Consider the following 18723-nt stretch of genomic DNA (forward strand, 5'->3'; position numbering starts at 1 on the left):
TTAGTTCTTGCCGGCATCGCCGTTTGGTGCGGCGGTTCCGCGGGTCTCGAGCTCTTCCAGCTGGGACTCGAGGAGGGTCTTCAAGCGGGTACGGTACTCGCGCTCGAAGGTGCGCAGCTCGGAGATGCGCGCCTCCAAGGCGGTCTGCTGCTGCTTGACGGTGTTCATGACTTCGGTGTGCTTCTTCTCGGCATCGGCCTGCAGCGATGCGGCCTTCTCCTCCGCCTGGCGAATCTGCGCCTCGGCGCGGGAGGAAGCATCGGACTCGGTCTGCTGAGCCTTCTCCTCTGCCTCAGAAACCAGCTTCTTGGAGCGGGTTTCTGCATCCTGCACCTGAGCGTCGTACTTCTTCTGCGCCTCGGCAAGCTGTGCCTTGGAACGAGAGTCGGCATCAGAAAGCTGCTTCTCAGCGGCCGTGCGGGCCTCGGTCAGCATGGACTCAGACTCTGCGCGTGCCTCAGAGGTCAGGCGATCCGCCATCTCCTGGGCCAAGCCCAGCACGCGGGCTGCCTGCATGTGCGTATCCGGGGTAGCCAAGCCATCTGCGCCCTGTGCTACACCAGCACCTGCGGCGGCCGCTGCGGCGCTGGAGGCGGCCGAGTTGGAGGAACCAGCGGCGGAAGCGGACTTCTTCAGGTTCTCGTTCTCGCGCTGGGAAGACTCCAGCTTCTCCTTGGCCTGCTTGGCCTCTGCGCGAGCCTCCTCGGCTTCCTTCTTGGCCTTTGCTGCCTCGTCGCGAGCAGCCTTAAGCTCGGCAGTATTAGCGGCGGCGGTAGCACCCGCTGCGGTGGCATCGGCACCGCTTTCCTTGACCTTTGCGGCCTCGGCCTGGGCGGCCTTTACCTGCTCCTGGGCCTTCTTGGTTTCTTCCTTAGCGCGAGAGACCTCGGACTTGGAATCTGCCAACTTGGTTTCATACTCAGCACGCAGCTTGGCCTCAATCTCCTTGCGCAGAGCTTCTTCATCTGCACCAGAGGTTGCGGCGGCTGCGGCACCAGCCCCTGCTCCGCCGGCCTTGGCGCCTGAGCTAAGATCGCTCACCTGCGCCTGCAGGTCTTCGTTCTCATCCTGCAGTTGGGCAAGGGCGTCCTCAACGAGGTCGAGGAACTGATCTACCTCATCCTCGTTGTAGCCACGCTTGCCAATCGGCGGCTTGCTGAACGCGACGTTGTGTACATCAGCTGGTGACAGTGGCATGACTTGTCTTCCCCTTCGAGTTGATAGAACCCCGGAGGTTCCAGGGCCTTAGGAGCTGCGGTTCCAGTTTATCTAAACCTTCCCCACAAAGTTATATGTGGTTCATGATACGGATTATCGCATTTTATTGTAACCGAAAGTCCACAATAATGGACGTAACGCTGACTCTCAATGTCTACCACAGGTTACGGGGTGATGCGGGGTCGTCCTACAAGAAAATTACCTGCAGGAAAAGCGTCAGGAACGACAGGATGAAAAACAGCACTAAGACGGAAACATCTAGCGCGATTCCACCCATCTGCAGCGGAGGAATGACCCGGCGCAGCGCCTTGACCGGCGGATCCGTGATGGCGAAAAGAGGCTCAGCGATGATCATGAACCAGCGCGGCGGGTTGAATTGCCGCGAGAAGGATTGAATCATCTCGATAATAATCCGGGCGATCAATACCCATGTATAAACCCTCACCAAGAAGATGAGAATAATTCCAATTTCAGTCACGATTACTCAGCCTATCGAATAGTCCCCCGCACGTGCGCATTGCGCACCGTACGGGGGTTAATGGGATGTGCGTCGTTGTGCCTGGCCCGCGCTCCTAGCGCAGACCGGCGGCGCGCTCCAGTTCAGGTTTAGCGATATCGGCGGACTTGGGCACGACGGCGAATACCTTGCGCTGGGTGTCCATGCCCTTCGAAAGGTTGAGCATGCGACCTTCCAGGCCGAAGCAGAGGCCGGCTGCGAAGTCGATGAAGCGCTTGGCGGTGCCGCGCTCGGCATCGGTAAGCTCAAAGACCACTGCATCGCCATCGCGGAAGGGCTCGCCCACCTTGGCGGCGTCGTTGAACGAGGTCAGGGAGATTGCCACGATAGTCGGAACGAACTTTTCCTCGACGGGCGCTGGCGCTGGGGCCGGCTCGTAAGCCTGCGGGGCGCGGCGCGGGGCGTAGGCCGCAGAAGTGGCAGCTCCGTTGCCCGCGTAGCGCGGCTCGTCGTTGTAGTAGGCGTCGTCTTCTTCGAAATCCATCGGACCAAGCCCGAAGAAATTCTTCGTCCTATCAATGAATGACATTTTTGGGTCTCCCTCTGACCTAAATTTGTTCAAGTTCAAGCGCGCAAATGTGAATGATGTGACTCATGTGATTTACGCTGTGAAATGCGCTTTTGCGATATTTTTAACCTACTGGGCGCTTTCCCATGATGCTGGTTCCGACACGCACAATATCCGTCCCCGCGGCAATCGCCGCATCCATATCCGCGCTCATCCCAGCCGATAGTTTGAGCTGCCGGCCAAGGCGCTCGGACAGGCGATCCACGTCTGCGCGCACCGTAGAAAATACCTCCTGCGCATCGGCATCGAGGGGAGGAACCACCATGAGCCCGGCGAATTCTAGGTGCTCCGCCGCTTCGACAGCCTCGATGACCTCATCCAGCTCCTCGCGGACTACTCCACCGCGGGAGGTATCGCCATCGGCAGAAACCTGAATGAATATCGGGAGGTTGGACTCTCGCTGGCCGCGCTCTTTGGCCAGGCTCACGCCGCGGTCAAGCGCGTTGGCCAGTTTCACCGAATCCACCGAATGCACGCTGGCGGCCCACCGCGCGACGTGGTTGGCCTTCTTGGTTTGAATCTGGCCAATCATGTGAAAGCGCAGCTGGTCTAGTTTCTGCGCCTTTGCCCGGGCTTCTTGCTCGCGGTTTTCCGCTACATCTTCCACCCCGAGCTCCGCTAGAAGGGCGATATCCTCTGCGGGGTGGAACTTGGTCACGACCAATAGCTGCGGTGATGGGCGGTCGTGCTCGGCGGCAATGGCGCTGATGTGTTCCTTCGTTGCGGCAAGATTATCTGCCAGTTCTTGTTTCCGGTTACTCATGATTAGCCTCCAACCAAATCACACCGGCCTGGCGGCCGGTGGTTCCTTCGCGGCGATAAGAAAAGAAATCCGTGTCCTCAATGGTGCAGCGCTGATCCGAATCGATATTGGTAATGCCCAGGCCCATCAATTGGCGGATAAGCCCAGCGCGCACGTCGATGCCCCACGTCCCTTTCGCGGTCCTACACTTCGAGCCGGGAAGGCGCCGTTCGACATCGTTGGCCATTTCTTCTGGCACCTCGTAGTTTTTCCCGGATGCGGCGGGTCCCATGACCACCTGGATTCGCTCCGGCTGAGCGCCAAGTTTCTGCATCTCGCGCACGGTATTGACCACGATGCCGTTGCGGGCACCGAGCCGGCCGGCGTGGGCGGCGGCGATGACGCCGGCGGGGACATCGACAAGCAGCACGGGAGTGCAATCGGCGACGAGGACGCCAAGGCCAAGCCGGCGTTGCGTGGTCACCACCGCATCCGTGGCTGGAACCGGTGACTCGTGCGGGCCGTCGATAATGGTGACCGTATTGGTGTGGAGCTGTTCCATCCATACGATGTTCTCGAGCCCGGTCACGCGCAAGAGGCGCTCGCGGTTGGCCGCGACGTTGGCTGGCTCGTCGCCGACGTGGCCGCCAAGATTGAAAGACTCATAGGGATATGCAGACGCCCCGCCTGCACGGCTAGTAAAAACCATACGGACGGGGCGGCTGGTGCGATGTTCCTCGTTTACTGGCATGCACACCAGCGTAGCGGTTTGTGCTTAGCGCATGAAGGACGGCACATCGAGATCGTCGTCGCCATCGTCATCGCGGCGCTGGCTTGGCCGGGACAGGCGGTAGTCTTCGCGGCGCTCCTCGCGGAAGCGATCGGAGTTGGTAAACAGGCCGGTGGATTCGGTGCGGCGCTCCTCGGGGCGGCGTTCTTCCACACGGCGGTCGTCGTAGCGACGATCGTCTACGCGGCGCTCATCAGCGCGGCGGTCCTCCACGCCACCCTGACCGACGCGCGGCTCATAGGAGTGGCGCGGTGCGTAGTCATCGGCGGCGGGCTGGGCAGGTGCGGGGGTGGCGGAGTTGCCGGACTCGCGGTCACGGTTATCAAAGAGGGAGCCGGGCTTGCGCTGCTCGGGGGCGCGCTGGGCGGATGCGGCCTGGGCGGCATTGGCCTCGGCGTCGAAACCGGTAGCGATGATAGTGATGCGGATTTCATCGCCCAAGGTGTCATCGATGATGGTGCCGAAGATGAGGTTGACGTCTTCGTCGGCACGCTCTTCGACCATGGAGGCCGCGGAGTTAACCTCGTGCAGGCCCAGGTCGGAGCCGCCGGCGATGGACAGGAGCACGCCCTTGGCGCCTTCCATCGTGGATTCCAATAGCGGCGAGTTGATGGCCTGCTCGGCGGCGGTCATGGCGCGGTTATCGCCCCGTGCGGAGCCGATGCCCATCAGCGCGGAGCCGGCATCAGACATGACGGAGCGAACGTCAGCAAAGTCGACGTTGATCATGCCCGGGATGGTGATCAGGTTGGTAATACCCTGGACACCATTGTGCAGAACCTCATCGGCCGCGCGGAAGGCTTCCACGATGGAAAGCTCTTCCCCACCGAGCTGCATCAGGCGGTCATTCGGAATAACGATGAGGGTATCGCAAACCTCGCGCAGCTCCTCGATGCCGGCCATGGCCTGGCGGGTACGGCGCGCGCCCTCGAACTTGAAGGGGCGGGTGACAACGCCCACGGTCAGCGCGCCCATCTTCTTCGCAATGGAAGCCACAACGGGGGCGGCACCTGTACCAGTGCCGCCACCCTCTCCGGCGGTAACGAAGACCATATCGGAGCCCTGCAGGGCATCCTCGATTTCGGACTTGTGGTCTTCCGCAGAGGTCTTGCCCACCTCAGGGTTGGCGCCGGCGCCCAATCCGCGGGTGGCCTCGCGGCCGATGTCGAGCTTGGTATCGGCATCGGAGAAAATCAGCGCCTGGGAGTCGGTGTTGATGGCGACGAATTGGACGCCCTTCAGGCCTTCTTCGATCATGCGGTTCACGGCGTTGACGCCGCCGCCGCCGACACCGACGACCTTGATATCCGCGAGATTGTTATTGGAAGAGATCATGTGAGCAGGTCTCACCTTTCGCTACTTTAAGTCTGCACGTGCATTAAACGAGGATTGTATGCGCTTCACGAGCGTGAATCGCGTTCCTTTCCATCTTTAACGACACACCTGTAATTTTCATGCTCATTTTACGCGTGTCGGGACTCTCAAGTACCACTTTAGGGTTGCTGGCCTGCGGTTTTGTCCGCCACTTCCGCACCATTGACACCACCTAAAAGAGAAAATAAAAGACCCTGCAGCGCATACGCTTCGGGCGCGGCGCGGCAGGGAAACTTTCGGGTCTGTCTCAGCCTCCACCGAGGTATCTACCCTATCCGCGGGTAGTGACCAGCTCGGGGTTAGAGATATTCCATTCTCGGCCTTCCATCTTCAGCACGGTGGCGAAGGCGCGGGCCTTATCGTCGTTATTTTTATCGCTCGCACCCCAGAAAATGCGGCGATCATCCTTGGTAGTGAACTGCAAGGAGTAGGAATCGGTGACCTCGAGGGTGGCAACTTGGTGGCGCACGTCATCAGACAGTGCGGCAATGGCAGCCACCGCGTCTTGGGCCTCGGAGGAGCCACTGTCGATGTCCCCGGTAAGTTCTACCGCACCTTCAGGCGGCTCTGCGGAAGTAAATTCCTCCCCCTTGTCATCGATGAGGTAGGTGGTCTCGTCTCGCTTCACGAAGGCGACGGGCTTGTGTTCCGTGACGGAGATGGTCAAGGTCGATGGCAGGTCGCGCGAGACCGTCACCGAATCCGCCCAGTCCAAGTTGGCTACGCCACTGGCGGCCTCGTGCGCGTCCACCCGCAAGAGGTTTTCGCCCTCGGGCACGCCCGCGGCCTCCTGTACCTGGGCGGCATCGAGCTGGTGCACGCCCTCCACCTCAAAGTTTTTCACCTTGAAGATGGGCAGTGCCCATACCGCGACGCCCACCACCAGCACGAGGGCGAGCAGGCCGCCGATGATGCCGAAAATGAGTTTCTTCGACACCCGCACTAGTGGGCCCGCAATTCATCGAGGATTTCCGCGGCCACGAGGGTGATGGAACCGGCGCCAATAGTCAAGATGATATCGCCCGGCTGCGCGATGGAGACCACGTCCTTGGCTGCGGCGGAAAAGTCTGGCTCGAAGATAACCTCCATCTCTTCTGGCATCTTATTGGTGATAATGCGCGAGGTAATGCCTTCCACGGGTTGCTCGCGAGCGCCGTAGATGTCGAGTACAACGGCGGCATCGGCAAGCGCAAGCGCCTGCGCGAACTCGGCGTCGAATTCCATGGTGCGCGAGTACAGGTGCGGCTGGAAGCAGGCGATGACGCGCCCGCCATTGCCCTCGGCCGCGACCTTGGCGCGCGCGGCCCGCAGCACCGCGGCGACCTCGGTGGGATGGTGGGCATAATCGTCGAAGACGCGGACGCTGCCGCCCTGCCAGTCCACGCTGCCCCGGTACTCAAAGCGGCGGCGCACGCCGCTGAAATCCGCAAGCCCCTCCGCGATGGTACTGGGCTCGCCACCCGATAGCACGCCGGCGATCAGCGCCGCCATGGAGTTGAGCACCATGTGGTGGCCGGGAATCTGCAGCTGGTAGCTCACGGATTCCTCCACGCCGGGCAGGGACAGCTGCACGGTGCACGCCATGCCGGCGGCGGTGGTTTCCTCCGCGGTCAGCGTTGCGGCAAGCGGAACGGAGGTGGTGCGGGCTTTTTCCGCGCCGCCATAGCCGATGACGTTGATGCCGCGGCTAAGCGCCTGCTCACCGATCTCGGCGGCATGCTCGTCCTCCGCGCACACGACGAGGTAACCGGTTTCCGGGGTGACCAAATCCGCGAAGTCCGCAAAGACCTTGAAATAGGCATCCGCGGAGTGGAAGTAATCGAGGTGGTCCGGCTCCGCGTTGGTGATGACGGCGATATCGGGGCTATAGCGCAAGAGCGAGGCATCGGACTCATCGGCCTCGGCAACGAAGGCCTCGCCGGTGCCGCCGTGCGCGTTGGTGCCGGCGCGGTTGAGCTGGCCGCCGATGGCAAAGGAGGGATCCAGGCCCGCGTGCTGCATGGCGCTCACGGCCATCGAGGTCGTCGAGGTCTTGCCGTGCGTGCCGGCCAATAGCACCTGGGTGTGGCCCTCCATCAGTGCGGCGAGCAGATCCGAGCGGCGAATGAGCGGGATATTATTGTCCCGCGCTGCGACGAGCTCCGGGTTATCCTGCGGAATCGCCGCGAAGGAGCTCACGACGGTGGTGGGCAGCTCGCCAGAAAGCTTGAGGTTGTCCGCATCGTGACCGATGGCCACCTTGGCGCCCATCGAGCGCAATACCTCCACCGGGGTGGAGTCCTTCACATCGGAGCCGGTCACGACGGCGCCGCGGGCGGCGAGGATGCGGGCAAGACCCGACATACCGGAGCCGCCGATGCCGATGAGGTGGACGCGGCTGAGATCGTACTGTGCGGGATCGGTCATTTACTTATCCTTCTTTCCAGCCTGCAATTCTGCGTCCTGCACGCGGGTGGCGATGCGGTCAGCGATGATATTCGCCGCATCCCCCGCCTTAGACTGGGCGGCGGCTTGCGTCATGGATTTCAGGCGCTCTGGATCATCGAGGATGGCGCGGACCTCTTCGATGAGGCGATCGGCGCCCAATTCGGCATCGGGAATCTGCACCGCAGCGCCGGCTTCTACCAATTCGCGCGAGTTCAGCGCTTGCTCGCCATTGCCGTGCGGCAGCGGGACGTAGATGGCGGGAAGGCCCGCGGCGGAAACCTCTGCCACCGTCATCGCGCCCGAACGGCACACCACAAGGTCCGCCGCAGCGAGCGCGCCGGCCATGTCGTCGATATACGGCAATGCGGCGTAGTTCGGGTGCGGCTTAGGCGGATCGTTTTTCTTGCCATAGGCGTGCAGCAGCTGGAAGTCCTTGGTGAGGTCCTCCGCGGCACCCGCCACGGCGCCGTTGATGCTGGCCGCACCCTGGGAACCGCCGGTAATGAGGATGGTGGGCAGCTGCGCCAAATCCCACTTCGTGCGGGCATCCGCGGCGGTATTCCCGTCCTTATCCGCGGCAGACGCGGCCAGGCTCGGGCGCACCGGGATGCCGATGACCTCGCCCTCCATGCCCGAATTGGCGTGGGCATTAAGGCCAATGCCGCCGAGCTTGACGCCCAGTTTATTGGCCATGCCTGCCAGGGCGTTGGTCTCGAGGACATAGAAGGGAATGCCTAAGGTCTTTGCCGCGATATAGGCCGGCCCGGAGACATAACCACCGGTACCAAAGACGACATCGGCCTCGACGTCCTTTAAGACCTTTCGCGCCTGGCGGACGGACCGCGCAAGCTTGACGGGGAGCTTGGCCAGGTTGGTGCTCACCTTGCGGGGAATCGGCACGGGGGTAATCAGGCGCAGGTCCACGCCGCGGGCGGGAATAATATCGCTTTCCAGCCCCTTTTCGGTCCCTAATGCGGTAATCCGGGCGCCGTAGCGCTCGCGCAAAGCTTCACCGACGGCAAGGGCGGGCTCAATATGTCCTGCAGTGCCGCCACCTGCAAGGACGACGGAAATTGGCGTGGAATTCATAGCCTAAAGGCTACCAGCGCCTACCGCCTCGGGCGGTGCTCGGCGCGCGGATACCTCCGCCCGCTTCCGGTCACCGGCCGGCCGTAGCGCTCGTCGCGCACCCGCGGACGGGCACCCTGCGGCTGGGAGTGCCGACCCCGCGATTTCTTCCTCGCCGCCGGCGGCTCCGGCTCGCCGATGAAGAAGAGGCGATCAAATAGCGGGCGCCCGAAGTTCTGCATGGCAGAAATCTGCATCGGCTCGTGGCGGGCCACGTTGCACAAGATGCCCATCGAGCCAATCGTAATAATCGCGGCCGTACCACCCGCGGAAATCATCGGCAGCTGAATACCGGTCACCGGCAGCAAGCCGACGACGTAGGCGATATTGATAAACGCCTGGGTCACCACGCCGATGGTTAGCGTCGCGGCCAGCAGGGATTGGTATTGGTTCTGCGCGCGGGTGGCGGTGCGCAGGCCCACGTAGCCCAAGGCTGCGAAAAGGATGATCACTAGCGCGCCGCCCCACAGGCCGAGCTCCTCGCCCACGATGGCGAAGATGAAGTCATTCTTGGCTTCTGGCAGGTAGAACCACTTGGCGCGCGATTGGCCGAGACCAACGCCCCAGAAGCCGCCATCGGCAAGCGAGAGAAAGCCCTGGTAAGACTGGAAACCCGTGCCCTGGGTATCGGAGATATTGCCAAAGAGGGCATCGAAATAGGTGTGGAAACGGTGGGAGCGGAAGCCGCCGATGAGGAAGACGGCGACCAGTCCCAGCGCACACAAGATGCCGATGATGATGGGCACGCGCCTGTTGACGCCGGCGAAAAAGAGCGTGAAGACCACCACGAGGGCAAAGGACAAGGCCATGCCCAAGTCGCCCTGCCCCACGATGAGCAGGAACATGAGGCCCGCAATGAGCGAGTACATCATGAACGGGTCCGAGAGCTTGAGGGAATGGTGTTCCTTATCCGCGAGCACCGAGGCACCGAACATGCCCACCGTGATGCGCGCCAGCTCGGAGGGCTGCAGGGAAATCGGGCCAATGTAGATCCACGACTGGGAGCCCACCTCCTCGCGGCCGGTACCGATGCCGGGGATGAGCACCGCGATGAGCAGCAAAATGGAAAGGGCCAACAGCCACGGGATAAATTTGCGCAGCGTATGCGGGGAAACCTTCAGGCCGAGCCAGAACGCCCCCAAGCCGATGATGACCATGGCGGTTTGGCGCAGGGCCTGGTTCCACACGCCGCCATCTTCTGTCAGGGACGTGGCCATGGACGAGGAAAAGACCATGACCACGCCGATGCCAATGAGCGAGAAGATAATCAGGCGCAAAAGCAGATAATCCAGGCCGGGATGCTGGCGGGCTTGTTCGCGCACGTCATTAATCCGCTCGCGCGTGCTCTTTGCGCGGGGGCGCTGCGGGGAGGTGGCCGTCATGAAGTCTCCTAATTTTGAAAAAGGTCTAATGCGCGCGGGCGATATCCCGCGCCGCTGCGGCAAAAAGGTCGCCGCGTTGGGCCATTCCGGTGTACATATCCAACGATGCCGCAGCCGGAGCCAAGAGGACGGTATCGCCGGCCTCGGCGTGTTGCGCGGCGGCGCGCACGGCGGCATTCATTGCCACCTGCGGGTCGGTATCCTCGATGAGCTCAACCGGGGTTTGCGGGGCGCGGCGGGCCAGCGCCTCGGCGATGATGCTCTTGTCGATGCCCACCAGCACCGCCGCCTTCAACCGCGCGGCGTGGGTGGCGATGAGCTCATCTACATCCGCGCCCTTGAGCTGGCCGCCGGCGACCCAGACCACCGAATCGAAGCCTTCTAGGGCGGCATCGGCCGCGTGCGGGTTGGTGGCCTTGGAGTTATCGATATAGGCCACCCCGCCGTGCTCATGCACCACTGCGCCGCGGTGACCGGCCACCGCGTAAGCTGCTAGGCCTTCCTGGATGGCGGCGGGGCTAGCGCCTGCCAAGCGGGCCACGCTCGCGGCCGCCGCCGCGTCGAGGACACCCGCAAGGCCCGCCGGCTCGATGCCCTCGGCGGAGGCAAGATCTATGACGTCCTCGCCTTCCAGCCTGGAGACCAAGCGCCCGGCGCTCACCCCTACCTCACCAGTGGCCGGTTCGCCGGGGGTAAAGCCGTATACGCCGTCGATTCCAGCGGCATAGCGGCCCGCCGCGGCATCGTCCTTGCCCACCACTGCGCGGGTGCCGTGCAAGGCCTTGGCCTTGGCGCGGGCATAGGCGTCAAAGGACCCGTGCCAATCCAGGTGGTCTTCGGCCACGTTGAGCAGCACGCCGACATCGGGGCGCAGCTCGCTGGACCAGTGCAATTGGAAGGACGAAAGCTCGGCGCACAGGATGTCGACCCGCGGGATGGCGGTCAGGGCATCAAAAAGCGAGACGCCAATATTGCCCACGGCTTGCGCGCGCAGCCCGCTGCGAGCGGTATCGGCCTGCATGATTTTGGTCAGCATTCCCGTGGTGGTGGTCTTGCCGTTCGTGCCGGTGACAACCAGCCAAGTGCGAGGTGGGCCGAAGACCTCGGCGCGATCGAGGCGGTAGGCCAGCTCGACATCGCCGATGACCTCCACGCCGGCGGCCTGGAAAGAATCTAAGAGTTCAGAATCGGGACGCCATCCCGGCGAGGTCACCACCAGGTCATAGTCGCCCGGTGCCGGGGCGTCGGTCGATACCGTAGCCACGCCAAACTCTTCCGCTAGGGCCGCTAGGGCAGCGGCATTGGAATCTGCGACGGTGGTATCCACGCCGAGGCGCGCGAGCATCGCCACGCACCCGCGGCCAGAGACGCCGGCTCCTGCGACGAGGACATGCCCGCGCAGAAAAGGTGGTAGCTCAGCCATGATGAGTGCCTCAATCCTTAAGTATCTAGTGCCAAAACTTTATTGCAGGTTTCCGAAGCTGACTGCAGAGAGCCAATCGCCGTAGAAGATGCAGATGCCCGCCATCGCGGCCATCGCGCTTAATAGCCAGAAACGCGTAACAACCGCGGTTTCGGCCCAGCCGCCGTTTTCAAAGTGGTGGTGGATGGGCGCCATGCGGAAAAAGCGCTTGCCCGTCGTGCGGAAGACTACGATCTGGATGACCACGGAGACCGTTTCAATGACGAAGATGGCGCCGATAACGATCATCAGCAGCTCGGTGCGGGTAGTCACAGAAAGGCCGGCGACGAGGCCGCCGAGCGCGAGAGATCCGGTATCGCCCATGAAGATCTTCGCCGGTGCGGCATTCCACCACAGGAAGCCGAGGCAACCTCCCAGGCCCGCGGCTGCGAGAACCGCGAGGTCAAGAGGATCGCGGACCTCGTAGCAACCGGCGGCCGGGGAAATCGAGCACGAGTTGCGGAACTGCCAGAAGCTAATGAGCGTATAGGCCCCCATCACCATGGCGGTAGTACCTGCGGCGAGGCCGTCCAGGCCATCGGTCAGGTTGACCGCATTCGACCACGCGGCGATGAGCAGGTACAAAAAGACCAAGAAAATAATCGTGCCGATGACGGCACCGCCAACGGCGATATCGAAGGTATCGAAATCGCGGACGAAGGACAGGTTGGTCGAGGCGGGGGTTAGCCCATTGGCATCCGGGAATTGTAGGGCGAGGATGCCGAAGATGAGCGCGATGGCCAGCTGGCCTACCAGCTTGGCGGTTTTATTGAGGCCGAGGTTGCGTTTTTTAAATAGCTTGATGAAGTCATCGGCAAAACCCAGGCCGCCGAGTCCCATGGTCAAGAAGTAGACCAATAACCCCGAGGGGCTAAACCCACCGTTGCCGGTCGCGCGGGCATAGATGCCCACGATGAGGTAGGCCACCGTGATGGCCAGCAAGATCGCCAGACCGCCCATCGTCGGGGTGCCCCGCTTGCGCAGATGGAGCTGCGGGCCGTCTTCGCGGATTTCTTGGCCTTTTCCGACGCCAGAAAAATACCGAACCAAAACTGGGGTGGTAAAAATCGCGACGAGGAAACTAACGACGCCCGCGATAATGATCTGAGTCATTGCTAGAGATCTTTCTCCTTGAGATAGGGACTAACGGCGATTGAGCTGTTCTGCCACGCGCCACAGGCGCTGGGCATTCGAGGATTTTACGAGGACGACGTCCTTGGCCGCGCGCGCGGACCAGTCCTCCACCCCGGCAGGGGCGACCCGCAGGATATTTTCTACGGCCGCCGTCGCGGCTTCAATATCGGGGCAGAGTTCGGTCTGGATGCCGTGCGCGTGCGCGGCCTCCACCATGGCTACGGTATGCGCTCCCTCTCCTACCGCGACGAGGCAATCCACGTGGTACTTAGAGAGGACCGAGCCTAAGATGCGGTGGGCTTCGACGGCTTCGCCGCCGAGCTCGCCCATCTCCCCCAGCACCGCGATGGAGCGGGCATCGGGACGAGCCGCGGAGGTATAGGCCAAGGCGGCAATCGCCGCGTGCATCGAATCCGGGTTGGCATTATAGGAGTCATCGATGACGGTGACGCCATCGCGGCGGGTGCGCACGTCCATGCGGTGCGCCGAGCTCGTCTGGTGTCCGCTGAGCGCCCGCGCGGCAACGGCGGGTTCCACGCCCGATTCGATGGCCGCCGCGGCCGCGGCCAGGGCGTTGGAGACCTGGTGCTTGCCAAAGACCTGCAGCTTAATGCTCATCGGCGCGACGCCGGGGGCGTGGAAGGTAAAGGATGGGCGGGCGACATCGTCAAGCTCAATGTCTGTGGCATAGTACTGCGCATCCGCGGCTTGCGGGCGATTGGCGGAATAAAAGACCACCTTGGCCTGCGTGCGCGGTGCCATAGAAGCCACGAAGGGATCGTCCGCATTCAGCACCGCTACCCCGCCGTCTGCCGCGGCTGGCAGGGCCTCAATGAGCTCGCCCTTGGCCTGGGCGATATTTTCACGCGAACCAAACTCACCCAGGTGGGCGGTGCCCACGTTGAGCACCAAGCCCACCGTCGGGGCCGTGATCTCGGTCAGGTGGCGAATATGGCCGATGCCGCGCGCGGACATCTCCGCCACGAGGAAACGCGTATGCTCATCGCAGCGCAGGGCGGTATAGGGAAGGCCCACCTCGTTATTGAAGGAGCCCGGCGGGGCGACGGTTTCGCCCTCGGCGCGGAAGATGGTAGCCAGCAAATCCTTAGTAGAGGTCTTGCCCGCGGAGCCGGTAACGCCGACGATATCCAAGCCCTGTTCCGCGGCGAGACGGGAAGTCACCTCGCGCGCGAGATCGGATAATGCCCCAATCACAGCGGCGGCGGAGCCATCCTCATCGTTGGCATAAATATCGGCATTGGCGGCATCCCCGGTCACGCGGCCTTGGGGCTTGACGATGATCGCCGGTACCCCCACCGGCCGAGCGGCCAACACAGCCGCGGCGCCTTGTTCTATGGCCTTTTCGGCAAAATCATGGCCATCGACGCGGGCACCGGGTAGGGCTACGAACAAGCTGCCGCTGGTGACCTTGCGCGAATCAAACTCTACGAAACCGGTCACGCGTTCATCGGGATCATCAACGCTATCCAGGCTACCGCCGGTTATCGCGGCGATATCTCCAATAGAAAGTGGAATCATTACTACTCCTTCGTATCCCTAAGAGTATCGCGATGCGCCGTTCCCGCCAGCTTTTCCTCGATGGCGCGCGCCATTTCCTCTCGGTCATCAAAGTGCAGGGTGCGTTCGCCCACGAGCTGGCCTACCTCGTGGCCCTTGCCGACGACGATGATGGCATCGCCCGGCTGCGCCCAATCCACCACTTCATCGATGGCGCGTGCCCGCGAGCCCTGCTCCCGAATATCGGCGTCCGGCGCGGCTTGGCGAGCGCCTTCAATGACCGCTGCGCGGATTGCGGCTGGGTCCTCGGTGCGCGGATTATCATCGGTCACCACCGTGAGATCCGCCCGGGTGGCCGCAGCCTCTCCCATAATCGGGCGCTTGGTGCTATCGCGGTCACCGCCGGCGCCCACGACGACGCCGACGCGACCGGAAGTGCCCTCCAATTGCAAGCGTAGGGTATCGAGCACCGCTGCGATGGCTGCGGGCTTGTGGGCATAATCCACCACGGCCACAAAGTCCTGCCCGCGGTCGATCCTTTCCATACGCCCCGGAACGGCGACGTTTTCCACGCCGGTCAAAAAGACCTGCGGGTCTTCGCCCACCGCAGTAGCCATCCCTAGGGCGAGCGAGGCATTGGCGATATTGAATTCGCCGGGCAGCGGTAGCCGGAAGGAATAGTCGGTGCCGTCTAGGTTGAGGTCAACCTCCTGTGCACCGGTCACTTCGGTAGCCGTCTGCCGGGCGGAGATCGTGGCATCGCCTGTACGCGTTGCCACCGTCGTTACCGGGGAATCGGCGTCTTCTATCATTCCGCGCAGGCGCTCGCCCCACTCGTCATCAACGCAGATGACCGCGCGCTCGGCGGCCTGCTCTCCCAGAAATAGCCGGGACTTGGCCGAAAAGTACTCTTCCATCGTGGGATGGAAATCCAAGTGGTCCTGGCTAAGGTTGCTGAATCCAGCCACGGCAAAGTTGGTTCCGCGCACGCGGCCGAGCTCCAAGGCGTGGGAGGAGACCTCCATGACCACGTGGGTCACGCCCTCGTCCTTCATGCGGGCAAAAAGCTCTTGCAGCCGTGGGGCTTCCGGAGTGGTCAAGGAGGTAGGCACAGGCGTGCGATTGATGCGGGTGCCGGTGGTGCCAATAAGGCCCACGGAGTGGCCAGACTGCAAGAGGCCAGCTTCCAGCAAGTAACTAGTCGTGGTCTTGCCGGAGGTGCCGGTAATACCCAAGACCGTGAGATCGCGGGTGGGGTGTCCGTAGATTTCTGCCGCAATCGGGCCTAAGACGGCGCGGATATCGTCTACCACGATGATCGGGCGGGTTTCGTTAGCTTGGCGGAGGTGGTCGAGACCGGGGGCATCGGTAAGCACCGCGCCCGCCTTGGTATCCCCGGCGAACTGCGCGCCGTGCACCCGCGTGCCGGGAAGGGCCGCAAATAACGCGCCTTCGGGAAGGCTCGCGGAATCTAAGCCGCACGCGCTGACCTCTACGGTGCCATCACCGATGACGCGTCCGTGCGAAAGCTGCGCAAGTTTTTCTAAGGAAACAGACATTTCAAGCTCCTATTGTTCCCGCAGGGTCATCCGCGGCGCTGGTTTCGAGGTGGGAATATTATCGCGATTGAGCAGCCAGGAAGAGATATCCCGGAAGATAGGCGCCGCGGACTGGCCGCCGCCGCCATTGTCTTCCACGCCGGACTTAGGCTCATCGAGCATGACTGCGACGACGAATCGTGGGTCATCGGCAGGCGCAATGCCCGCAAAGGTGATCCAGTAGGCGGAATTAGAATACGCCCCGGAATTGGGATCCACCTTTTGGGCGGTGCCGGTCTTGCCGGAGAGCTGGTAGCCGTCCAATTGGGCATTCGCAGCCGTACCGTTTTGCACGCCGGCATCGTCATCTTGGAAGACGGCGCGGAACATATCCACCGCAGTCTTGGCGGTTTCCTTGTCCACTACCTGGGTCTTTTTGGGCTCGGGTAGCTTTTCCGTCTCGCCGTCAGGGTCTTTGATCTCGTCGATGATGCGCGGTTCGATGCGCTCGCCGCCATTGGCCAATGCTTGGTACACGCTCGCCATCTGCAGCGTCGTCCACGCCTGGCCCTGGCCGATGGGCAGGTTGGCAAAGGTACCACCCGACCACTGCTCTTGATCTGGCACGGTACCGGCGGATTCATTGGGCAGCTCAACGCCCGTGGTCGCGCCCAAGCCGAACTTCTTCAGGTACTCCGCATACTTCTCGGGCCCAAGCTTATCCGCGATCATCAAGGTGCCCACGTTGGAGGACTTACCAAAGATGCCGGTGGTGGTATACGGCTCGGTGCCGTGAGGCCAGGCATCGTTGACGGTCACGCCAGCCATGTCGATGGAACCTGGGACCTGGTGCACCTCATCCGGCGTGGTAATGCCCTCTTGCAGAGCTGCCGCCGCCGTCACTATCTTGGCAACGGAACCCGGCTCATAGGGGTGGGAGATGCTGCGGTTCTCGAAGTCCTTGCCCTCCTTGAGCTGGTCTTCGATATTCTTATTCGGATCCACCGTATCGGTATTAGCCATGGCGAGCACCTGGCCGGTCGCGGCATCAAGCACCACGGCCTCGGCACCCTCCGCCTGGGAATTGGCCTTGGCCTTTTCCAGCTTTTGCTGGACGTAGGTCTGCAGATCCAAATCCAGGGTGAGGGTGACATCGCGGCCATCGACGGCATCCACGACATCGCGCAGGGTGCCGGGGATAACCTGCCCGTCGGTGGAGACATCCTCCGTGGACTGCCCATCGATGCCGGTTAATTCGGTATCGCGGGCCGCCTCAAAGCCGAATTGGCCGTGGCCATCCATAGAGACCTTGCCCACGACGTTTTCTGCAATCGCCCCGTTTGGGTACTGGCGGATATCTTGCCGGTCCGCCGCCACACCGTGGTACTTATTGGAAATCTCTACGGCGACATCCGGGTCCACATTGCGGACCAGGACCTCGTACTGCGTATCGGCCTTGAGCTTGTTTTTAATATCGCTCGCATCGACCTTGGAGGCAGAAGCACCCGAATCCTCAATCATCTTCGGAATGCCCTCAGCCATCTCCTTGAGTTTGTCCTCCATTTGTTTGGTGAGGTACTCATCCTTCTTGCTCTCATCCATGCCCTCGAGTTTTCCCTCGGACGTGGCTTCCATCTTCGCCTGCTCTTTGAGCTCATCGCGCAGGCGCGTGGGAGAGACAGTCAAGGAACGAGACTTCATTGTATAGGCCAAACGCTGGCCATCCCGGTCCAATATCTCTCCCCTGCGGGCCGGGTCAATATAGACGCGTTCGCGCTGAGTGACGGCTTTTGCCGCAAGGTCCGGACCCCAGACCAATTGCACCCACGCAAGGCGGCCGCCCAAAGCGACGGTGGCGACGACAACACAGGTCAAAATGATGCGCAGGCGCTGGCGCATGATCGCTTTTTGGGGCACAACAGAGCTAGCAGCACGGCGTGGCCGCGGACGGTACCCACGGTTGCCACCATTATTCGGTGCAGTCACGGTGCTCAGTCACCTTCCCTTCGCCGCCACAGGTTCTTGCGTGTATCGATTGTGCCCTACAAGATGGGCAATGCCCGCGCTACCACGCGCGAGCACAGAGAATTTCACCACTTATTCTGTCCGTTTAATCAGCCTGGCTGGTGTACGGCGCGCGGGCGGGAAGGTTGGGGCGATTATCGTCTGCGCTATCGCGATTATCGGCGTCATCGCCTCCGCGTTGCTCATCCCGGTTTTCGTCCGCATCGTTGCCGCGGGCATGTTGCTGCTGTCCGCGCGGCACGGCGTTGAGGGAATCAGACATCCCCTCCGTATCCTTCGGGTCGCTCGAGGCTTGGCCCGGGCGGATGGGTTCACCGTTGACATCGATAAGCTTTTCCGTATCCGGGGTGCCTTCGCGCTTGGCGATGATCTCACCATCCCCGCCGACCTCAGTCACGCCAGGTTGCTTGGGCACGGCCATGCCCAATTCATCCGCGCGGCGGGCAATATCCGCCGAGGAGCTTAAATTTTCTGCGTCTCGGTTGAGCGACTCAATCTGGTTATCCAACTGCGATTCCTGCACCGTCAGCTGCTGGATTTTAAACGTCTGTGAGGTGGACAAACCAGATAGCCACATGGCCAGTGCTACCCCGCCGATGACCAAGGTAACGGCCAAGACAGCAACGCGGGTAAAAGCATTATTCTGCTTCGTCTGCTGTTGCACTCGCCGGCCACGGAAGCTGACGACCTGCTTCGAACCAAGCCGCTTCGCCCCGCGGTGCGGCACCCGGGTACGGCTAGGGGCCGTGCGACGTGTCGTTTTCCCGGTAGCCCTAGGGGCGGTGCGCTCGCGCACAGCGGTAGGCGCTCCGGTGTCGATTCCGGTGGTGAAGTCTCGGCTGGCGCCCATGCTGCGAGTGGCCTCTCTGTCGCGGCTGTCCGTTATGTGCTGGTTTCGGC

The 18723-nt window shown here is 62.2% G+C and carries 16 protein-coding genes; all 16 read right to left on the reverse strand.

Annotated elements, in window-relative coordinates:
- Nucleotides 1-1197, reverse strand: coding sequence for a DivIVA domain-containing protein (locus EL217_RS07715; RefSeq protein WP_126319400.1), 1197 nt, complete (start codon nt 1195-1197; stop codon nt 1-3).
- A gap of 208 nt (nt 1198-1405) precedes the next feature.
- Nucleotides 1406-1696 carry a YggT family protein gene (locus EL217_RS07720; RefSeq protein ID WP_005278444.1) on the reverse strand — a complete coding sequence of 97 codons (291 nt, stop codon included), beginning with the start codon at nt 1694-1696 and terminating at the stop codon, nt 1406-1408.
- A 94-nt stretch (nt 1697-1790) separates the two neighbouring features.
- Nucleotides 1791-2264, reverse strand: coding sequence for a cell division protein SepF (locus EL217_RS07725; protein ID WP_005283848.1), 474 nt, complete (start codon nt 2262-2264; stop codon nt 1791-1793).
- Between the two features lie 103 nt (nt 2265-2367).
- Nucleotides 2368-3066 carry a YggS family pyridoxal phosphate-dependent enzyme gene (locus tag EL217_RS07730; RefSeq protein ID WP_126319402.1) on the reverse strand — a complete coding sequence of 233 codons (699 nt, stop codon included), beginning with the start codon at nt 3064-3066 and terminating at the stop codon, nt 2368-2370.
- A complete protein-coding gene (gene pgeF / locus EL217_RS07735) occupies nt 3059-3796 on the reverse strand; it encodes a peptidoglycan editing factor PgeF (protein WP_126319404.1) in 738 nt (245 codons plus the stop codon). Before pgeF ends, EL217_RS07730 begins: the two co-directional genes overlap by 8 nt.
- A 24-nt stretch (nt 3797-3820) precedes the next feature.
- A complete protein-coding gene (gene ftsZ / locus EL217_RS07740) occupies nt 3821-5170 on the reverse strand; it encodes a cell division protein FtsZ (protein WP_126319406.1) in 1350 nt (449 codons plus the stop codon).
- A gap of 310 nt (nt 5171-5480) precedes the next feature.
- Nucleotides 5481-6152, reverse strand: coding sequence for a cell division protein FtsQ/DivIB (locus EL217_RS07745; protein WP_126319408.1), 672 nt, complete (start codon nt 6150-6152; stop codon nt 5481-5483).
- Nucleotides 6152-7615: a UDP-N-acetylmuramate--L-alanine ligase gene (gene murC / locus EL217_RS07750; RefSeq protein WP_126319410.1), complete on the reverse strand. Its 1464-nt coding sequence runs from the start codon at nt 7613-7615 to the stop codon at nt 6152-6154. The genes EL217_RS07745 and murC overlap by 1 nt, the downstream gene beginning before the upstream one ends.
- Nucleotides 7616-8725, reverse strand: a complete 1110-nt coding sequence (murG, locus tag EL217_RS07755) for an undecaprenyldiphospho-muramoylpentapeptide beta-N-acetylglucosaminyltransferase (RefSeq protein WP_126319412.1) — start codon at nt 8723-8725, stop codon at nt 7616-7618. It abuts the gene before it with no gap.
- A gap of 20 nt (nt 8726-8745) precedes the next feature.
- Nucleotides 8746-10146, reverse strand: coding sequence for an FtsW/RodA/SpoVE family cell cycle protein (locus EL217_RS07760; protein WP_126319414.1), 1401 nt, complete (start codon nt 10144-10146; stop codon nt 8746-8748).
- A 25-nt stretch (nt 10147-10171) separates the two neighbouring features.
- The gene (murD, locus tag EL217_RS07765; protein ID WP_126319416.1) at nt 10172-11569 is read right to left on the reverse strand and encodes a UDP-N-acetylmuramoyl-L-alanine--D-glutamate ligase; all 1398 of its coding nucleotides are present in this window, start codon (nt 11567-11569) and stop codon (nt 10172-10174) included.
- 39 nt (nt 11570-11608) lie between these two features.
- Complete coding sequence (gene mraY / locus EL217_RS07770) at nt 11609-12721, reverse strand: phospho-N-acetylmuramoyl-pentapeptide-transferase (protein ID WP_023023075.1); 1113 nt, start codon at nt 12719-12721, stop codon at nt 11609-11611.
- A 30-nt stretch (nt 12722-12751) separates the two neighbouring features.
- The gene (locus tag EL217_RS07775) at nt 12752-14281 is read right to left on the reverse strand and encodes a UDP-N-acetylmuramoyl-tripeptide--D-alanyl-D-alanine ligase (RefSeq protein WP_126319418.1); all 1530 of its coding nucleotides are present in this window, start codon (nt 14279-14281) and stop codon (nt 12752-12754) included.
- 2 nt (nt 14282-14283) lie between these two features.
- The gene (locus tag EL217_RS07780) at nt 14284-15819 is read right to left on the reverse strand and encodes a UDP-N-acetylmuramoyl-L-alanyl-D-glutamate--2,6-diaminopimelate ligase (protein ID WP_126319420.1); all 1536 of its coding nucleotides are present in this window, start codon (nt 15817-15819) and stop codon (nt 14284-14286) included.
- Nucleotides 15820-15828: 9 nt separating this feature from the next.
- On the reverse strand, nt 15829-17697 hold the full coding sequence (locus EL217_RS07785; protein WP_023030485.1) for a peptidoglycan D,D-transpeptidase FtsI family protein: 1869 nt from the start codon (nt 17695-17697) through the stop codon (nt 15829-15831).
- Between the two features lie 211 nt (nt 17698-17908).
- On the reverse strand, nt 17909-18673 hold the full coding sequence (locus EL217_RS07790; RefSeq protein WP_232018233.1) for a hypothetical protein: 765 nt from the start codon (nt 18671-18673) through the stop codon (nt 17909-17911).
- Nucleotides 18674-18723: the final 50 nt, after the last annotated feature.

Source organism: Corynebacterium segmentosum (genome assembly GCF_900637825.1).
Classification (GTDB): domain Bacteria; phylum Actinomycetota; class Actinomycetes; order Mycobacteriales; family Mycobacteriaceae; genus Corynebacterium; species Corynebacterium accolens.